Consider the following 16,978-nt stretch of genomic DNA (forward strand, 5'->3'; position numbering starts at 1 on the left):
GCATTTCTTTAGGTTAAGCGATGTCTACGATGGGCTACGCCTAAGCATCAGGGTCAATACCTAGCTCACGTAACTTAGCTGCTAATATATCAGCACGTTGGCGTTCTTGTTCAGCCCGTTGGCTTTCCTGTTCAGCACGTTGGCGTTCTTGTTCAGCACGTTGGCGTTCTTGTTGGGCTTGTTCGCTGCTCCACAACAGCAAATTTCCTTCTCTATCCCACCAGCGTAGCCAATTCATAGTTTGACATAATCTTTCACCTTGCCAAATTCCGAGAAATAACTCTAACTCAGGAATCCAGTAACGTCCATTGGCGTCTGCTTGCTGCAAGGAATATTGTCCATTTTGTAAGCAGCGTAGCTCTATGCTTGGTTCGTAAGGGTCGTAGGTTACGTAGGTTGGAACTTGGAGAATCTTTTCGTAATAATAGAGTTTACCGTAGGGTGGAGTTGAGCGGACTGAGAGTTCTCCCCCTTCTGTGTCTGAGAGAAATTCCATCACCACAGCCACCGCAGCGCCTTCTAAATTCGGGGTGTAGCTGCGACGAACTACATTTGTTCCCACAGACTGCACTTGAGGTACGTAAAACCAGTCTGGTGCTTTGACAACGATTTTTTTGTTGACTGTGGCTACAAGTCCAAAATTAGAGCCAATCAGCATTTGAGGTTGGATGCGTCCTGTGTTTCCCAAAGCATCGGTAAGCGCAGCAGCGATCGCGGGTTGTTGAATATTTTCCACTGGATCGTCAGGTAAAATGAAGTCGGCTGGAAGTGCTTCCCAAGTAACAATTGGTTCTTTTTGGATGGGGTTAACTTGTAGAACCATAAAAGTACTCCTAATATCCATGCACAGTATATTAATGCGATGTGCGACCTAATATTATAATTAAAAACACTAACAATTTTATTTTATAAAAAAAGTTTCCTTATAAAAACATGATATTATGAATAGCTTTCATCACTTTCGGAAAGCCATTGCCATCCTGGTAATTGTCTTCATGATGATTGGATGGCTGTTAACTACTGAAATGTTGGTGCAAGCTCAATCAAGACCAACTGCTCATATTACAGTAGATGGTCGTCAGTTATTTGAACTTTCGGAAGCAGGACAATTTAGCGCGGAAAATCGTGCTGGTGATGCCAACTTAATTTTAAGAGAAGCAGTCCGTTCTTCAGGTGGTGTGAAGGTAGAGATTGTAGAAACTAATCAATTACCTGTAATTCTGGTAAATAATCGTCACCTATTAACGGTGACTCAACAAGATACTTTCACTGGGAGAACAAAACAGGAACAAGCAGAAATTTGGGCGCAACGAATTAGAGAAGCAGTTGAACAAGGTCAAGAAGAACGCAGATTAGATTATTTTTGGCGGGCAATATTAGTAGTAGTTTTATCTGTATTAAGCGCGATCGCACTCCATTTTCTTTTGGGTTGGGTTTGGCGCTATTGGTTACGGCGACTGGTTCCTAGAGAAGCTAATCACCCAGAAACGGGAGCGCAACCCAAAGGAATCGAGCTATTTTTACAATTGACGCTGGTTATGGTGCGATCGCTACTGTGGATAGGAATAGCTATCTACATTACCGACTTATTCCCCTTAACGCGAGAATGGAGCAGAAGCATTGCCAATATTCTCTGGATGAGCTTAACTTCTCCAGTGATTACTATTGGTGAAAGTTCTTATTCAGTCATCAATATAATTATCTTCATCAGCTTACTTTTTGGAGTATTAGCGATTGCTGGAACTTTAACTAATTTGCTGCGATCGCGCGTATTACGCATGACAAATGTTAGCCGTGGTGTACAAGAATCAATTGCCATTGCTATCTATTACAGTCTAATTTTTATCGGGACAGTTTTATTACTACAAATTTGGGGTTTAGATATCAGTTCTTTAGCAATAGTAGCCAGTGTCTTTGGTGTAGCGATCGGCTTTGGCTTGCAGGGAGTTGCTAAAGAATTAGTAAGCGGTTTTGTAATTACTTTTGAACGCGCCATTGAAATTGGCGACTTTGTACAAGTTGGCAAGTTTATGGGAACAGTAGAGCGTTTAAATGCTCGCAGCACTTACCTCCGCACCTTAGATGATATCGTAGTGATTGTGCCAAATTCCCGTTTTTTAGATACAGAAGTAGTCAATTGGAACCATCAGACTTCAGCATGTCGTCTAGTATTACCAATACGAGTTGCTTATGGTGTGAGTATCAATATTATACGGTCTGCATTATTAGAAGTAGCGCTGAAAAATACTGATATTTTAAAAAAACCACATCCTACTGTTTGGTTTCAAGGATATGGTGAAGATTTTTTAAATTTTCAGTTATTAGTTTGGATTTCTAAACCCCGCAAGCAGTTTCAAATTAAGAGCGACTTATATTTTCAGATTGATGAAATTCTCAGACAAAAAAACATCAATATTCCCTTCCCCCAACGCTCCCTACATTTGCGTACTGGTAGTTTACCCTTAGAACTTTCACCACAATTAGAAAATTCATTATCACAACTTTCTGAAGGTTTAATTAATTTGTTAAAAAGCCAGTTACAGAAAGACAGTGCAAATGCTGCTAATAATTCATCTGAAAAAACTCAAAGTGATACCAATTTGAAAAAAGAATGCGATAAATAGACCATTTGTAGAGACGCGATTCATCGCGTCTTTACCCAAACATTAATTGAATTGGTATGAAAAATCCGATTCAGAGTAAATTGATGGTTATTGGGAAAAAGTAGCCATTGGCTACCCTTTTCTCCCCCTTTAAAAAGAAATAATATTAAGGGTGGGCGATGCCCCACCCAAAGTGTTATCCCATCATCTCAGCAGTCTTCTTCTTATCCAACTTGAGAATCAACACACCCAAAGGTGGCAAACACAAATCCAGCGAATAAGGACGACTGTGCAAAGACCAATCATCTGTCCACTTACCGCCTAAGTTGCCCATATTGCTGCCGCCATATTGACGCGCATCACTATTAAACAACTCGGTATAAAATCCCTTTTGCGGTACACCGATGCGGTAGTGAGAATGGGGTTGCGGTGTAAAATTACAAACTACGATCGCAAAATCATCAGAATCCTTGTCGCGACGCATGAAGGAAACTACACTATGGCGGTTATCGCTACAATCAATCCATTCAAACCCAGGTTCCGCAAAATCTTGGGTGTACAAAACTGGTTCAGAACGGTAGAGATGGTTCAATTCCCGGAAAAATGTTTTTAACTGTTGGTGGGCTTCATGCTGCAATAAATGCCACTCCAAATCAGCCCAAGCATTCCACTCACTCCATTGCCCAAACTCCATGCTCATAAACATGGTTTTCTTGCCTGGGTGAGCAAACATATAGCTAAATAAACAACGGATATTCGCTAACTTCTGCCATGTATCCCCCGGCATTTTACCAATAATATTGCTCTTGCCATGCACGACTTCATCGTGAGACAGAGCCAGCATGAAGTTCTCGCTGTGGTTGTACCACATACTAAAGGTGATATTGTTTTGGTGGAACTGCCGGAACCAAGGATCCATGCTGAAGTAATCCAGCATATCGTGCATCCAGCCCATATCCCACTTCAAGTTAAAGCCCAGTCCGCCTGTATAAGTAGGCCAAGATACCATTGGCCAGGAAGTGGATTCTTCCGCAATTGAGAGAATACCAGGGAAATAGCTAAAGATAATGTGATTTACCTGACGCAGAAAATCTGCTGCTTCTAGGTTTTCTCTGCCACCGTATTGGTTAGGCAGCCATTCTCCTGGCTCGCGGCAATAGTCGTTATAGAGCATCGAGGCAACAGCATCGACCCGAATCCCATCAATGTGGTACTTGTCGAACCAGAAGAGGGCATTGGCGGCGAGGAAATTACTAACTTCATGGCGACCGTAGTTGAACACTAAAGTACCCCATCCTTTGTGTTCGCCTTTGCGCGGGTCAGCATGTTCGTACAGGTGGCTACCATCAAAGAAAGCTAAACCATGTCCATCTTTGGGGAAGTGGCCAGGAACCCAATCCACAATTACCCCTAGATCATTTTCGTGACATTTGTCAACAAAATACATGAAATCTTCGGGTTTGCCAAAACGCGAGGTAGGGGCATAGTAACCAGTTACTTGATAACCCCAAGAACCATCAAAAGGATGCTCCGCAATGGGCAGCATTTCTATGTGGGTGTATCCTAATTCTTTGACATAAGGAATAAGTCGGTCAGCTAGTTCTCGGTAGGTAAGGAAGCGTGCGCCCGGTTTCAGTTCCGAAACGACAACTACAGGTTCCGTTTCACCATTGGGGAGTTTAGCTGGTTCTGCGCTCGATGCGTGTAACCAAGAGCCTAAATGCACTTCGTAAACTGAAACTGGCTGAGTTAGCGGGTCAGTGCGACGCCGCTTTTCCATCCAGTCTTCATCACTCCAACTGTAAGTATCTAAATCAGTGACAATGGATGCCGTTTTTGGGCGGGGTTCCTGTTGGAAACCGTAAGGATCAGATTTTTCGTAAATGTGTCCTTCAAAATTTTTGATTTCATATTTGTAATGCTCTCCCACACCGATTTCAGGAATAAACAATTCCCAAATTCCGGTGGGGCCTTTACGCATCTGGTGTTTGCGTCCATCCCAGAGATTAAAATCTCCCAACAATGAAACATTACGAGCGTTAGGTGCCCAAACGGCAAAATAAACGCCTTTAACACCGTCTATTTCCGTGGGGTGCGCTCCCAGTTTTTCATATATCCGGTGATGGTTGCCTTCACCAAACAAATGCAAGTCAAAGTCTGTCAAGCGGGGAGAACGGAAAGCGTAAGGGTCATAGATAACACGCTCATGTTCTCCTTCTTTAATCCGTAACTGGTAGTTTGCCAGTTCGGCAGTTTCAATGGTGCATTCAAAAAAGTGGGGATGATGCACTGTTTGCATTGGGTATTCTTTACGTTGTTCAGGAAGAACGACCCATGCTGCACTTGCATTTGGTAAGTAGGCCCGCACAGCCCAGACAGTTTTGCCGTCTTGTTCTATGGGATGAGAACCTAGTATTTCAAAGGGATCGTTATGCTGATTCCAAACGATGCTGTTAACCTGTTCAGGGGCGATCGTGGTCATGGACATGAAGCTACCTAAGTGAAATAACGTGATTGACTAAATCTACTTTTTTAATATCTATATATATTCTTTACATTTATTTGCAATTTTGTCGCCACCGTTATCCTACATCAGAATGGGACATAGGGCATGGGGCATTGGGCATGGGGCATGGGGCATTGAACAGAAGATGAATGACAAATGACCACTGACAAATGACGAATTTATTAAAAATTTAAAAAAGGGAAAAACTGAAACAATGTTTTACGTAAGCGAAGCAAGAAAATCTGATCCCGAATGTTGGGGTCTAGTTTCGGTGGCGGGACTTCTTGCAGCTGGGCTTGCAATTGGATATATTCGGCAGCTGTTAGGAATTTTCCATCAATAGGCGATCGCGCTTCTATGATAATCTTTGTCCGTAATATCTCTTCTGGTGTATCGTCTGGTGGCGGTAATGCTATTACTGCTGATCCCCAATAGCTACTTAATACAACTAATATTCCACTAGTTACAATTAAAATCAGTAATTTTACTGCATTTATCGCTCTAAATCTCCCCATCTCCTGAACTGCGTTCACAACGCAGGATGAAAATCTATTTTTCCCATATCCCATGCCCAAATTTTCCCAATAATAAAAATCTGGCAATATCAAGTGATATTACCAGGTCTTTCCTGATAAAAAATAGACTATGGGGAATACTCAAGAGCAATTGCCAGCGATCGCAATCAATTGTTTTTCCCTCTCAAAGCTCAGTAGTCTAAGCAATTCTAAATACCCAATGAGGGAAGTATTTTGCCTACAAAATTCCTTAAATTCACATCACTCAACTTCCTTGGGCTGGGAAGAAGGTTTGATCTGGGAAGAACTAACGGCGGACACTTGGTTGAGGATGTAACCCTCTTTACCAGTGTCCTTGACTTACTCCCCTACTTAGCTGATATTTGAGCAAACTCTAGGCTCTGGGACACCAACATAAAAATGCTGGTTTTTGTGGGAAGCCTAATTAATTCAAGCTATGTAGTGAGGAACGCTTTCGCTAAATTCGCTAAAGTTTAAGATGCCTTATTTAGGAGTAGCTGCGGGTGTAGCTGGGGGAGTAGCTGCGGGAGGTGCATCAGTTGGTTCACCTGTAGCAGCGGGAGTGCTAGTACCAGTCCCACCGCCACCACCTTCACAGGCTCCGAGAATCGCAGCCAGACTTAACATTAAAGCAAAACCAAAGATTTTTGTTTTCATAACTCCTCTTTCACCAATTGTGGCTAGAACAATTTTTCGCCTGTTGAATACGATACCGTATTTATTGCTTTTTTTTTAATGTTACAAGATTACATATTTAAAAAAACAATCCTTTGGGGTATTCTCTTTGGGATTGTATATCCTACAGCCATCTGATTAGTTTCTCTGAACTCAGGAGAAAGACGAAAATTACCAAATTTAATAGTTAACCGAGCTATCATAGCAAAAAATTTTAGTTTTTTTTCATGGAGTATTGCACCTTGCTACTCGACGTTGCCATACTTTAGGTGCAATACCTAAGAGGTAGGCTGTCCAGTTTATAATCGCTGATTGGAAACATTGGTGCAGCTACCTATCAGAACAGTTAAAAGGGTGTAGTCTGTTATGTGTGCTTGTTGCACCGAAGGTGATTGTAACCTCAGCAAAAAAAGACAATTTAGACAATCAATCTAAAGTACAGTATTTTCTCTAAAAAAATTTATGGTAGTTGCTCGTAAATCTGCTGTTTCTACAAGAGGTAATCGGTTTTGGCAAAATTCTATCCTTTCTTTAGGAAGGCGACGCTCTGCGCCTAATGACTCAGCAACACAGAGCGCTTCTACATCAGCTACTCAAGCCCCACCAGTATCCTCTCAAAGACAACGGCGTTCCTCAAAAAATTTAGCGGTTTCTCCTAAAAATGAGGCAGTTATGCCCAAATCGGTGAAAAAGTTGGGTAAACAACAAGTGCCAAATCTCTATGAGCAGTCGAGTACCAAGCAGAAGAGTTCGGGGGTAGGTTTTCTTCGCTTACCCACAATACCTAATTCTGGAGCGACACCTGGGTGGTTGCTGCGCTTGTACACCTTTCACCGTTATTCGTCAGTTTTGGCGTTCTTGTTAGTAGCATCGACACTTGCTGTTTATGGCTGGACAGTATATTCCCAAGAGCTTTGGAGTCAGTCATATCGAAGACTGCAAAAGCTCCAACGTCATGAGCGAATGCTAACGACAACTAATGCGACGCTGACAAATAAAATGGCTGATGAAGCAGAAAAACCAACAGCAGGGCTGGTTTCACCAACTCCTCAAGGGATGATTTTCTTGCCTCCAGCATCTCTAAGTCCTAAGCCAGAATCGTCTAACACAACGCCAAGTTCTGAAACGAAACAGCAAACACTCTCACCACTGGGATACTAATCGTAATTCGTAATCGTGAAGATTGTGCTTCAAAGAGATGAAAAACGCTGCAATTTGAGTTTCCACCTCTTGTATCTGTAGCTTGATTTTGGAGAATTGGTAAAAGGTTAAGAGTCATTATTCATTTGTCATTAGTGATTAGGACTCAGATTTGTGGCAAATGACAAAAGACAAATGACAAAGGACGAACCCAATGCAGAAGTCACCAAGCAAAACAAAATTTAGAAAGTTTCGGAATTCAGCTTTTACAAGGCGACAAAAGGGTTATAGACAAGGGCTTTTAGGAAGATTAGCCTCTAAGATCCAAGACCAAACATCCACCACCAAGTCTCGAATGTTCATAGTCTGGGGCGTATTAATGGCAGCCGGGTTGGGGTTGGGTATCAAATTGTATAATCTCCAAATTGTCAAGGGGCCAAAGTTAACTGAGCAGGCACGCAGCCAGCAAATGTTGAATTTGCGACCTTTTATGCCGCGTCGCCCGGTGGTAGATCGCAATAGTAATCTGTTGGCGATTGACCGCCCTGTGTATACTTTGTACGCTCATCCCAAGCTGTTTGATAAGTCTAATGAGGATATAGCAGAGCGACTTGCCCCAATATTGGCAAAAGATACTGCTGAATTGGTAAAAACTTTTCAAAGCAAAAAAAGCGGAATTATACTTGCCCCAGCCATACCAGAAGAAATGATCGATCGCGTCATTTCTTTGCGCTTAAATGGCCTGGAGTGGATTCAAAAATACTCACGATTTTACCCGCCAGACGATTTAGTTGCTGATGTGGTGGGCTATGTGAATATTGACCGCCGTGGTCAAGCAGGTGTGGAATACTCTCAAGAGAAGTTGCTAGAACGTCCTGTACAAACGGTGCGGCTCAGTCGGTCGGGTGATGGCTCAGTGATGCCGGATCATGCCCCTGAAGGTTTTTTGCATTTTGATGATTTGCGATTGCAACTCACTATTGATAGTCGTCTGCAACGAATTGCCCGCGTTGCGCTCAAACAACAAATGGATAAGTTTAATGCCAAACGTGGGGCGGTAATTGTCATGGATGCGTTGGATGGTTCCTTACTCGCCCTCGTTTCTCAACCTACTTATAACCCTAATGAATATGGTAAAGCTAATATCTCCCTATTTAAAAACTGGACGGTAGCGGATCTTTATGAACCGGGATCGACTTTTAAGCCTTTGAATGTGGCGATCGCTCTGGAAAATGGTGTGATCAAAGCCGATGATGTGTTTAATGACTCCGGTTCTATTCGAGTGGCTAATTACACGATTAAAAATGCGATGAACAATGGTTATGGGCAAATCAACATTGCCCAAATCCTCCAAAATTCTAGCAACATTGGCATGGTGAAAATTATCCAACGCTTAAAGCCTTCAATCTATTACAACTGGCTAGAACGCTTGGGGCTAGGACAAAAAGTTGATACAGATTTACCTTTTGAAGCTAGCGGTCGGCTCAAAAGTCAAGAAGAATTTATCGCTTCGCCAATTGAACCAGCTACTACTTCTTTTGGGCAAGGTTTTTCTATGACACCGTTACAGCTAGTGCAAATGCACGGTGCTTTAGCCAATGGTGGTAAGTTGGTAACACCCCATGTAGTGCAAGGGTTGATTGATACCAAAGGGCAGATGCATGATTCACCCAATCGCACTATACCCCGCCAAATTTTCTCAGCCGCAACAGCCCAAAAGGTTGTGGAAATGATGGAAACTGTTGTTACTGACGGCAGCGGAAAGGCTTCACAAATTCCCGGATATCGGATTGCTGGTAAAACTGGTACAGCCCAAAAAGCTAGTCCTTCTGGCGGCTACATTAAGGGTGCTAGAATGACCAGCTTTGTGGCTATTTTACCGGTGGAATCTCCTCGCTATGTAGTGTTTGCACTGGTGGATGAGCCAAAAGGAGAAAGTGCTTATGGTTCTACTGTCGCTGCGCCTATTGTCAAGTCGGTGATCGAAGCGCTGATTCCTCTTGAGGAGATTCCGCCAAGTAAGGCGATTGAGCAACGGACGGAAACGCCGTAGGGAGTAGGGATTGGGGATTGGGGACTGGGGACTGGGGATTAGGGATTGGGGAATGGGGACTAGTCCTTCTCTTCTAAACTTAATTTTTCTTTATAACCAAGGAAAGAGGTACAGAAAGCTACTGGTGTGGAAACCTAGATATTAGAGGTGAAAGTAATTTATCACTTTTCCAAAGCTACCGAAGATTCCATGCAAAGCAATTTAGTTATATTTCCGAAAGCTGGGGCTGCGAAAAATAGCACGCAAACTGAAGAAAGAACAATTACCAAGTATGACCGTGCTGAGGAGCAATTTATAGAACTGCTGGCAATGGAGGATTTGGATCATAAACTGGATGTCAAGCCTTCAAGAGCCAGTGAGTTTGAACAGGCGCTCTCAACAGCAATTCGTGCTGCGTATGGAAACGATCGCTCTGATGAACAGGCTCACCGTTTTCTGCAACGGATACTTTATCGAATTAATCGCCTAAAGCTGTTCTGGTACGACGATTTGCACAATTATACCAACGAGCGATCGCTGTATTTGTACTCATGTCGTGACCAAATTGAAGCAGCTTGGCAAAACTGGGAACTCGCACAAATTGATGTGGCTGCACTGCGACAATTGGATGTAAAACAAGCTTTAATTGAGCGCACATCTGCCGATTTAGATCCGCTGATGTCGGAGAGTAGCCGCTATGTTCGTGAAGAAATGACTGAAGCTGGTTATCGTCACTTGCTAGCGATCGGCTCCTTTGATGGCTTGGTTGAAGCGAGTCATCTTTCCCGGATTTTGGGTGGTACTGCGAATGAAGTGCAGTGTACGCTGATGCGGGTACTTATAGAAGAATACGGCAATGGTCGTTTATCTCGCAAGCACTCGACATTTTTCGCCCAAATGCTGGCTGAATTTGGAATGAACACTAAACCAGAGGCATATTTTGATTTAGTACCTTGGGAAGTGTTGGCTTCTACCAATCATAACTTTCTGGTGACTGAGCGCAAACGCGATTTTCTGCGTTATGGCGGCGGGTTGACCTATTTTGAAGTCGCTGGCCCTGCGGTTTACAAGAATTATTTAGTTGCGGCGCAACGATTGGAACTCTCTGAAGTAGCGGTGGGTTATTGGGAACTGCACATCAGGGAAGATGAACGCCACGGTCGTTGGATGTTAGATGATGTGGCTTTGCCATTAGCAGAACGATATCCCAATGATGCGTGGGAACTGGTGCTTGGGTACGACCAACAGAAACTCATGAGCGATCGCGCCGCTGCTGCTGTTGTACGATCAATACGCAAAGCAGAATAAGCCACTTTACTCTTGTGAGAAATCCCAACAATTAAAACTTCAAAATAGCAGGTTATTCTTAGCGTTTTAATTTGGCATTCCTAAGTCATTTTATAAGAAGAATTCAGAACTGAAAATCGGAGCCGGAGACGCTCCGCCTCCGGTTATAAAACAGGTATTAATTCTGTACGAGTGGGTGACGAGTATTGCTTAAAAGCGAGTGGAATAGTGGGCAAAAAAATAAAATATTCTCGCCTTAAAACTCTATCCCTTTGTGGGTAGAGTATTCTGAAGTCTGAATTCTGACTCCTGTTCTATTGCTAATTCACCTGCAAATAAATTTCTTTAGCCTTCTTTGCTAAAGGGACAGTTTTTTATTGTCTTAATACAAGTTGATAAACAATTTCCTATTAGCTTGATTCTACCTTACGTCTGAATTTTAGTCAAATGAAAGATATCTTTTTTTGTCCTGAAGAATCTAATTTCTACTCAAACTGCTTAGAAAGCTTTGTTATTAGAAATTGTAAAAATTCCGAATCTATTGTTGAGTTTGGCTCAGGAGATGGCAGCCCTGTAATTAATTCCTTATTGAGAAATAAGTTTGATGGAATCATCCAGGGGTTTGAGTTAAATACTTCTGCATGGAAAGTTGCAAATTCAACCATTGATGAATACAATCTCACCAATAAATACATCATCCATAATTCATCTTTGTTTAATTCTTCTCAACCCCATGCCGATTACCTTGTAGCCAATCCACCATATTTACCCGCACCAGATAATGATATTTATATGCCACTCTTATTTGGAGGCATAGATGGAGCTACAATTACCAACGAGCTTTTATCATTAGGTTATGAAAATGTGTTGGTTTTAATAGCTAGCTTTTCTAATCCAATCAATACGTTGAACTTAGCCAAGCAAAATGGTTACTATGTTCAAAATTTCATGGTCTTACCTTTGCAGTTTGGCTACTATAGCTCTGATCCCAAGGTAAAGAACCACATAAAAGAACTCCAAAAAAACAAGATGGCATTTTATTCTGGCGATTATTATTTTTTAGCTGGCGTTTTATTTAAAAAAGGTCAAGAGTCTGTAATGGATTTATCTAATCAATTAGCTCAGGTGATGACTAGTTTGTGAAAATGCTAAATCTCAGATTCCCGACTTATTTAATCATTCGGGAATCTTATTGTGCATTACTGCAATTTTGATTTTATGCTCCCGAATTTCATGGAGAACCAAGCTTAGAGCGAAGCTTTTCAGTCACAGCAAAAGCCGTATCTGGGTAGTCAGTAAATACGCCATCAATGCCTAAGCTGAAAAATAATTCATATTCCCCTTGGGGATTTCCTTGAAAGTCCAGGGGTAAAAAGCAGTCTTCATTGCGGAAAGTCCAGACATGAACCAGCAAACCAGCCGCATGAGCATCTGTGACTAAAGATGTAGGCGATTGCAATTTACCATTGCTGTCTCTCGGAACTAGTAAATTTTTATGAATCCCAACCGCTTGTGCATATTTAGAAATTTCTTCTAAACCTGATGCAGTGGCTAAATCTGCATAAGTGCGATGCCTACGGCGGGCTTCTCTACGAGAGGCTACGCCAACGCCTACGCAGCCACTAACCACAAAATCATAAGGTTTACCACTGTCATTCAGCAATTGCACCAGAGGTAAATCAGTCTTTGTAGATAAATCTTGTAAATTACCCACTTCAAAAGACTGAATGAAAACAGGTGCATTAGCGCCCTGATAACCGTTGGCTGTCAAAGTTGCAAGTAGGGGTGCTTCTAAGGCTAACCCAATAGATTGAAAGTAAGTTGGGTGCTTAGTTTCTGGGTAAATACCAATCTCCCGATTAATTTCGGCACTTTTAACCTTGACTAAATCGATGATTTCTTGGAGAGTAGGAATTTCTAAGAGTCCATCATAGGTGGTATTTTGCGATGCCTGCGGCGGGCTACGCCTACGCAGTTGTGGAATTCGCTCCTTAGCTCGTAGTGTTTTTATTTCTGCCAGGGTAAAGTCTTCAGTAAACCAGCCAGTTTTCGATTCGCCATCAATTATTTTAGTGGTTTGACGGTGAGCAAATTCTGCATGGTTAGCAACATCAGTGGTTTCAGAAATCTCATTTTCGTGACGAGCAATTAAAACACCGTCTTTGGTGGGAACTAAATCAAGTTCAATATAATCAGCGCCTAGTGCGATGCCTAATTCATAAGCAGCTAAAGTATGTTCTAGACGATAGCCGCTAGCACCTCGGTGTGCAATAATAATTGCAGGTGTATTTTGCAAAAATTTATTCATACTTTCCCCGCCTCAAAAAACTGCCATATTACGGAAAACATAAATCTAGCAGAGCATAAAAAGCATAGTAAACTCTAACTAAACACATCAAGAAATAGATCACTCAACGTTTATTATGTCTGAAAATCTTTCAAATAAATGTCCTGTCTGCAACCATGATGGTATCCATATTCGTTCATTATCTCAAAAAAATATTATCAGCGAATTAGAAGATTATTTTGCCGAAAAGCCTCCAGAAAAAATTGAAATCATAGACTATGAAATACAGCAATGTAAAAATTGCTCACTTGAATATGCTTTCCCTTTAGAAGCAGGTAGCCAGTCATTTTATCAATGGGTTACTACAAGAGTTGGTTATTATCCAGAATCTAGATGGGAATGGTTTGCGGTTATTGAGCAAATAAAAAAGCGAGAAAGACAAAACTCGATTTCTGTCTTAGATGTGGGCTGCGGAGGAGGTAATTTTCTTGAAATTGCCGCTAAAAAACTTTCAAATACTCGTATAGTTGGCTTGGATACAACTCTAGAATCTGTTGACCAATGTCAGAAAAGAGGATTGGAAGTTTATTGTGAAACAATTGAGAGTTTTTACAATAAATTTTCTAGTGAAAAGTTTAACTATGTCTTGTCTTTTCATTGCTTGGAACATATTAGCCAACCAAAGGAATTTATTGCATCAATGCTTTCTGTTCTGAAACCGATGGGTAGTATCTTGATTAGTACTCCTTATTCACCAATGTCAGTTGAATCAGATTGGTTTGATATATTAAATCATCCACCACATCATATACTACGTTTTAGTAAAAAATCTTACGAAGAACTAGCACGTCAATTAGGCTGTGAGATAAAATTTTATATGCCACCGGCAAATTCTGCGATCGCACGAGCAGCAAACAATTTTAGTTTATCTAAATTCGGCAAAAATCAAACAGTATCGAAGTTGAGACTACTCCAAGCAATAATCAAAGATCCTAGTCTATTTTGGAAAATTTTCTCTCGTCAATTAGGGCGCGATCGCGTTAATGGAACTGTTGCCGCAGATATGGTTTTAGTAGAATTTAAGCTATCCTCAAAAAGTCAGAATGGGCTAAACCTTAGCTATCCGCTAACAGGAGTCAGAATGAGCTAAACGCCCCGCTATCGCTAACAGGAGTCACAATAGTTAAATTGATACATAAATGTACCAATCCTACTGTATTCCTTTTAAATTCTGACTCCTGGGTGCTGAATTCTTACTCAAAAAGTAGTATGTAAATTATTCCTAGGATATTTTGTAACAATTCTAATGACACAGATTAAGCCTGAAGTAAAGCGCACAGAAGAATTGCGCCAGTTATTGCAACAAGCCAGCTATGCTTATTACGTCTTAGATACTCCAATCATGGAGGATGCAGTCTATGACCAACTATATCGAGAATTACAACAACTGGAAATTCAATATCCAGAATTGACAGCACCCGATAGTCCGACTCAGCGCGTGGGTGAAAGACCAGCAACGCAGTTTACCTCGGTGCGGCATAATATCCCTTTGTATAGTCTGGAGAATGCATTCAATATCGATGAGTTGAAAGGGTGGGATCAGCGTTGGCGGCGACAATTACCAAAAATAGAATCAGTGGAATATGTCACTGAACTGAAAATTGATGGTTCTGCTTTGGCTCTTACCTACCAAAATGGCATTCTAGTTAGGGGGACAACTAGGGGTGATGGAGTGACGGGTGAAGATATCACCCAAAATGTGCGGACAATTCGCTCAATTCCCTTGCGTTTGAATTTTGAAGGGTTAGAAATTCTGGAAAGAGTGGAAGTGCGAGGCGAGGCGTTTCTGCCTTTAGAAGTATTTAAACAAATCAACGAGGAAAGACAAAAAGCAGGTGAGCAATTATTTGCCAATCCTCGCAATGCCGCAGCTGGTACACTCAGGCAATTAGACTCTCGCATTGTCGCTAAACGGCGGTTAGATTTCTTTGGCTACACCCTGCACATTCCTGGTAGAGATGACACCAGTATTGCCAATACCCAATGGGAAGCGTTGGAGTTGTTGGAAAAGATGGGTTTTCGAGTCAACCCTAACCACAAACTGTGTGCCTCGATCGCAGAAGTGGCAAAATATTATGAATACTGGGATACGGAACGGCTGAATTTACCCTACATGACTGATGGGGTAGTAGTGAAGCTGAATTCTTTTAAGCTTCAGGAACAGCTAGGATTTACGCAGAAATTTCCCCGCTGGGCGATCGCTTTAAAGTACCCAGCCGAAGAAGCGCCTACCCGTGTAGAAAATATTGCTGTGAATGTTGGGAGAACGGGGGCGTTAACTCCATTAGCCGAGATGCGCCCTGTGCAACTAGCGGGAACAACAGTTTCCCGTGCAACTTTACATAATAGCGATCGCATTACTCAATTAGACATCCGCATTGGCGATACTGTCATTGTCCGCAAAGCTGGGGAAATCATTCCAGAAGTGGTGAGGGTAATTAAAGAACTGCGTCCTGCTGATACCGAACCCTTTGTTATGCCCACCCATTGCCCAGTCTGTGGTCAATTGGTGGTGCGAGAATCAGGTGAGGCGGTGACGCGGTGTGTCAATGCTTCCTGTGCAGCGATTCTCAAAGGTTCCATAGAACATTGGGTAAGTCGTGATGCCTTGGATATTAAAGGCATGGGGGAAAAATTGGTGTATCAACTCGTTGATAAAGGATTGGTGCATTCCGTTGCCGATTTATATGAGTTGACAGCAGAGAAATTATCTGCATTAGAAAGGATGGGGAAAAAGTCGGCAGAGAAACTAATCGATGCGATCGCTCAATCAAAAAATCAACCTTGGTCAAGGGTATTATATGGTTTAGGCATTCGTCACGTTGGCAGTGTGAATGCTCAATTGTTGACTCAGAAGTATTTCACCGTAGACCAGTTAGCGACAGCCAAGCAATCAGACATTGAAGGCATTTACGGTATTGGTGCTGAAATTGCTCAATCTGTGTACCAGTGGTTTCGGATCGACGCCAACCAAAGGTTGATAGAACGCTTGCAAGCAGAAGAATTACAATTAACTGCCACAGAAGAAACAAAAACAGTTGGTGATGGTAATCAAAAGTTTGCGGGTAAAACTTTTGTAATTACGGGTACATTGCCAACCTTAAAGCGAGATGAAGCGAAGGCTTTGATTCAACAAGCTGGGGGAAAAGTGACTGATTCAGTGAGTAAGAAAACAGATTATTTGGTGCTAGGAGAAGATGCTGGCTCTAAATTAGAAAAAGCAATTTCCTTGGGGATTACGCAGTTAAGCGAGGCACAATTACTAGAGATACTTGAAGATTAAAATAAGGTAAACGCCTGGAAAAATATATATTTAGTGAACCAATCCAGGCGATTAACCCAGATTTATCAATCAGTCCGAAAGCATGACCGCTACAATTCGCATTATTTCGTTGACTGATAAAACCTACTAACTGAATCTTTTCGACTCTGATATCACATATAGGACTCATATTTGATTTGGTGAAAAAACTCAGTACAACTAAGAAGCCTTCTTGACTGTAGCAAGATTGCCTATTGCCTGTCTACACAAATTCGTTCAGAAATCAAAGCGGATTCCTATATGTATTTACGAAAATAGGTCGTTTCAGGTCTTTATTAATTGTTCTTTGATGATCGGTAAACCCGCGCTGTAGGGGCACAGCAATGCTCATTGGTGTCAACTTAACGCGAAACCGCACGTCCGCCAGGGATTGTAAATCCCTGTCTCATAGCTAAAGTCATCTGAAGATGACTAGATATCCTCAAAAATATTCAGTCTACTTCAGTAGACTTTAGCTATGAGCCAGAGAATTCATTCTCTGGCGGGTTATGAAGCCCGCAGCGAAGCTGTTTCTAGATTAAGTTGAAACC

General features: G+C 41.9%; 12 protein-coding genes. 7 read left to right on the forward strand and 5 right to left on the reverse strand.

Features of this window, described 5'->3' with window-relative positions; all coding sequences use genetic code 11:
• Positions 1-40 precede the first annotated feature (40 nt).
• Positions 41-823, reverse strand: a complete 783-nt coding sequence (locus RRG12_RS35320) for a Uma2 family endonuclease (RefSeq protein WP_420762436.1) — start codon at positions 821-823, stop codon at positions 41-43.
• 118 nt (positions 824-941) lie between these two features.
• Between RRG12_RS35320 and RRG12_RS35325 the strand changes: the two genes are divergently transcribed.
• On the forward strand, positions 942-2,624 hold the full coding sequence (locus RRG12_RS35325; RefSeq protein ID WP_420762437.1) for a mechanosensitive ion channel family protein: 1,683 nt from the start codon (positions 942-944) through the stop codon (positions 2,622-2,624).
• Between the two features lie 175 nt (positions 2,625-2,799).
• On the opposite strand, the gene glgB is transcribed toward RRG12_RS35325, so the two are convergent.
• The 3 genes from glgB to RRG12_RS35340 all read right to left on the reverse strand — a co-directional run bounded on the left by glgB (position 2,800) and on the right by RRG12_RS35340 (position 6,302).
• Positions 2,800-5,091: a 1,4-alpha-glucan branching enzyme gene (glgB, locus tag RRG12_RS35330; protein WP_084227335.1), complete on the reverse strand. Its 2,292-nt coding sequence runs from the start codon at positions 5,089-5,091 to the stop codon at positions 2,800-2,802.
• A 200-nt stretch (positions 5,092-5,291) separates the two neighbouring features.
• Positions 5,292-5,624, reverse strand: a complete 333-nt coding sequence (locus RRG12_RS35335; RefSeq protein WP_069073682.1) for a hypothetical protein — start codon at positions 5,622-5,624, stop codon at positions 5,292-5,294.
• A gap of 504 nt (positions 5,625-6,128) precedes the next feature.
• Positions 6,129-6,302 (reverse strand): hypothetical protein, encoded by a 174-nt coding sequence (locus RRG12_RS35340; protein WP_176727164.1) that lies wholly within the window; start codon positions 6,300-6,302, stop codon positions 6,129-6,131.
• Between the two features lie 480 nt (positions 6,303-6,782).
• Between RRG12_RS35340 and RRG12_RS35345 the strand changes: the two genes are divergently transcribed.
• The 4 genes from RRG12_RS35345 (at position 6,783) to RRG12_RS35360 (ending at position 11,922) form a co-directional block, all read left to right on the forward strand.
• Entirely contained in the window at positions 6,783-7,481 is a 699-nt protein-coding gene (locus RRG12_RS35345) for a hypothetical protein (RefSeq protein ID WP_069073665.1), read from the forward strand.
• Positions 7,482-7,674: 193 nt separating this feature from the next.
• Positions 7,675-9,513, forward strand: a complete 1,839-nt coding sequence (locus tag RRG12_RS35350; RefSeq protein WP_420762438.1) for a peptidoglycan D,D-transpeptidase FtsI family protein — start codon at positions 7,675-7,677, stop codon at positions 9,511-9,513.
• A 189-nt stretch (positions 9,514-9,702) separates the two neighbouring features.
• Complete coding sequence (locus RRG12_RS35355) at positions 9,703-10,800, forward strand: iron-containing redox enzyme family protein (RefSeq protein ID WP_420762441.1); 1,098 nt, start codon at positions 9,703-9,705, stop codon at positions 10,798-10,800.
• A gap of 426 nt (positions 10,801-11,226) precedes the next feature.
• Complete coding sequence (locus tag RRG12_RS35360) at positions 11,227-11,922, forward strand: methyltransferase (RefSeq protein WP_069073663.1); 696 nt, start codon at positions 11,227-11,229, stop codon at positions 11,920-11,922.
• Positions 11,923-12,010: 88 nt separating this feature from the next.
• Here RRG12_RS35360 and RRG12_RS35365 read toward each other — a convergent pair whose 3' ends face one another.
• Positions 12,011-13,087 carry a glycerophosphodiester phosphodiesterase gene (locus tag RRG12_RS35365; RefSeq protein ID WP_420762439.1) on the reverse strand — a complete coding sequence of 359 codons (1,077 nt, stop codon included), beginning with the start codon at positions 13,085-13,087 and terminating at the stop codon, positions 12,011-12,013.
• Between the two features lie 115 nt (positions 13,088-13,202).
• On the opposite strand from RRG12_RS35365, the gene RRG12_RS35370 reads away from it, so the two are divergent.
• Positions 13,203-14,216 (forward strand): class I SAM-dependent methyltransferase, encoded by a 1,014-nt coding sequence (locus tag RRG12_RS35370; RefSeq protein WP_420762440.1) that lies wholly within the window; start codon positions 13,203-13,205, stop codon positions 14,214-14,216.
• 156 nt (positions 14,217-14,372) lie between these two features.
• Positions 14,373-16,409 (forward strand): NAD-dependent DNA ligase LigA, encoded by a 2,037-nt coding sequence (ligA, locus tag RRG12_RS35375; RefSeq protein WP_069073660.1) that lies wholly within the window; start codon positions 14,373-14,375, stop codon positions 16,407-16,409.
• Positions 16,410-16,978 lie beyond the last annotated feature (569 nt).

The sequence above is a fragment of the Nostoc sp. CALU 546 genome (assembly GCF_048836525.1).

What these genes read in the sequence shown, in the direction of transcription:
- RRG12_RS35320 (WP_420762436.1), bottom strand. Translation starts at nt 823, where the DNA reads ATGGTTCTACAAGTTAACCCCATCCAAAAAGAACCAATTGTTACTTGG.
- RRG12_RS35325 (WP_420762437.1), top strand. Translation starts at nt 942, where the DNA reads ATGAATAGCTTTCATCACTTTCGGAAAGCCATTGCCATCCTGGTAATT.
- glgB (WP_084227335.1), bottom strand. Translation starts at nt 5,091, where the DNA reads ATGTCCATGACCACGATCGCCCCTGAACAGGTTAACAGCATCGTTTGG.
- RRG12_RS35335 (WP_069073682.1), bottom strand. Translation starts at nt 5,624, where the DNA reads ATGGGGAGATTTAGAGCGATAAATGCAGTAAAATTACTGATTTTAATT.
- RRG12_RS35340 (WP_176727164.1), bottom strand. Translation starts at nt 6,302, where the DNA reads ATGAAAACAAAAATCTTTGGTTTTGCTTTAATGTTAAGTCTGGCTGCG.
- RRG12_RS35345 (WP_069073665.1), top strand. Translation starts at nt 6,783, where the DNA reads ATGGTAGTTGCTCGTAAATCTGCTGTTTCTACAAGAGGTAATCGGTTT.
- RRG12_RS35350 (WP_420762438.1), top strand. Translation starts at nt 7,675, where the DNA reads ATGCAGAAGTCACCAAGCAAAACAAAATTTAGAAAGTTTCGGAATTCA.
- RRG12_RS35355 (WP_420762441.1), top strand. Translation starts at nt 9,703, where the DNA reads ATGCAAAGCAATTTAGTTATATTTCCGAAAGCTGGGGCTGCGAAAAAT.
- RRG12_RS35360 (WP_069073663.1), top strand. Translation starts at nt 11,227, where the DNA reads ATGAAAGATATCTTTTTTTGTCCTGAAGAATCTAATTTCTACTCAAAC.
- RRG12_RS35365 (WP_420762439.1), bottom strand. Translation starts at nt 13,087, where the DNA reads ATGAATAAATTTTTGCAAAATACACCTGCAATTATTATTGCACACCGA.
- RRG12_RS35370 (WP_420762440.1), top strand. Translation starts at nt 13,203, where the DNA reads ATGTCTGAAAATCTTTCAAATAAATGTCCTGTCTGCAACCATGATGGT.
- ligA (WP_069073660.1), top strand. Translation starts at nt 14,373, where the DNA reads ATGACACAGATTAAGCCTGAAGTAAAGCGCACAGAAGAATTGCGCCAG.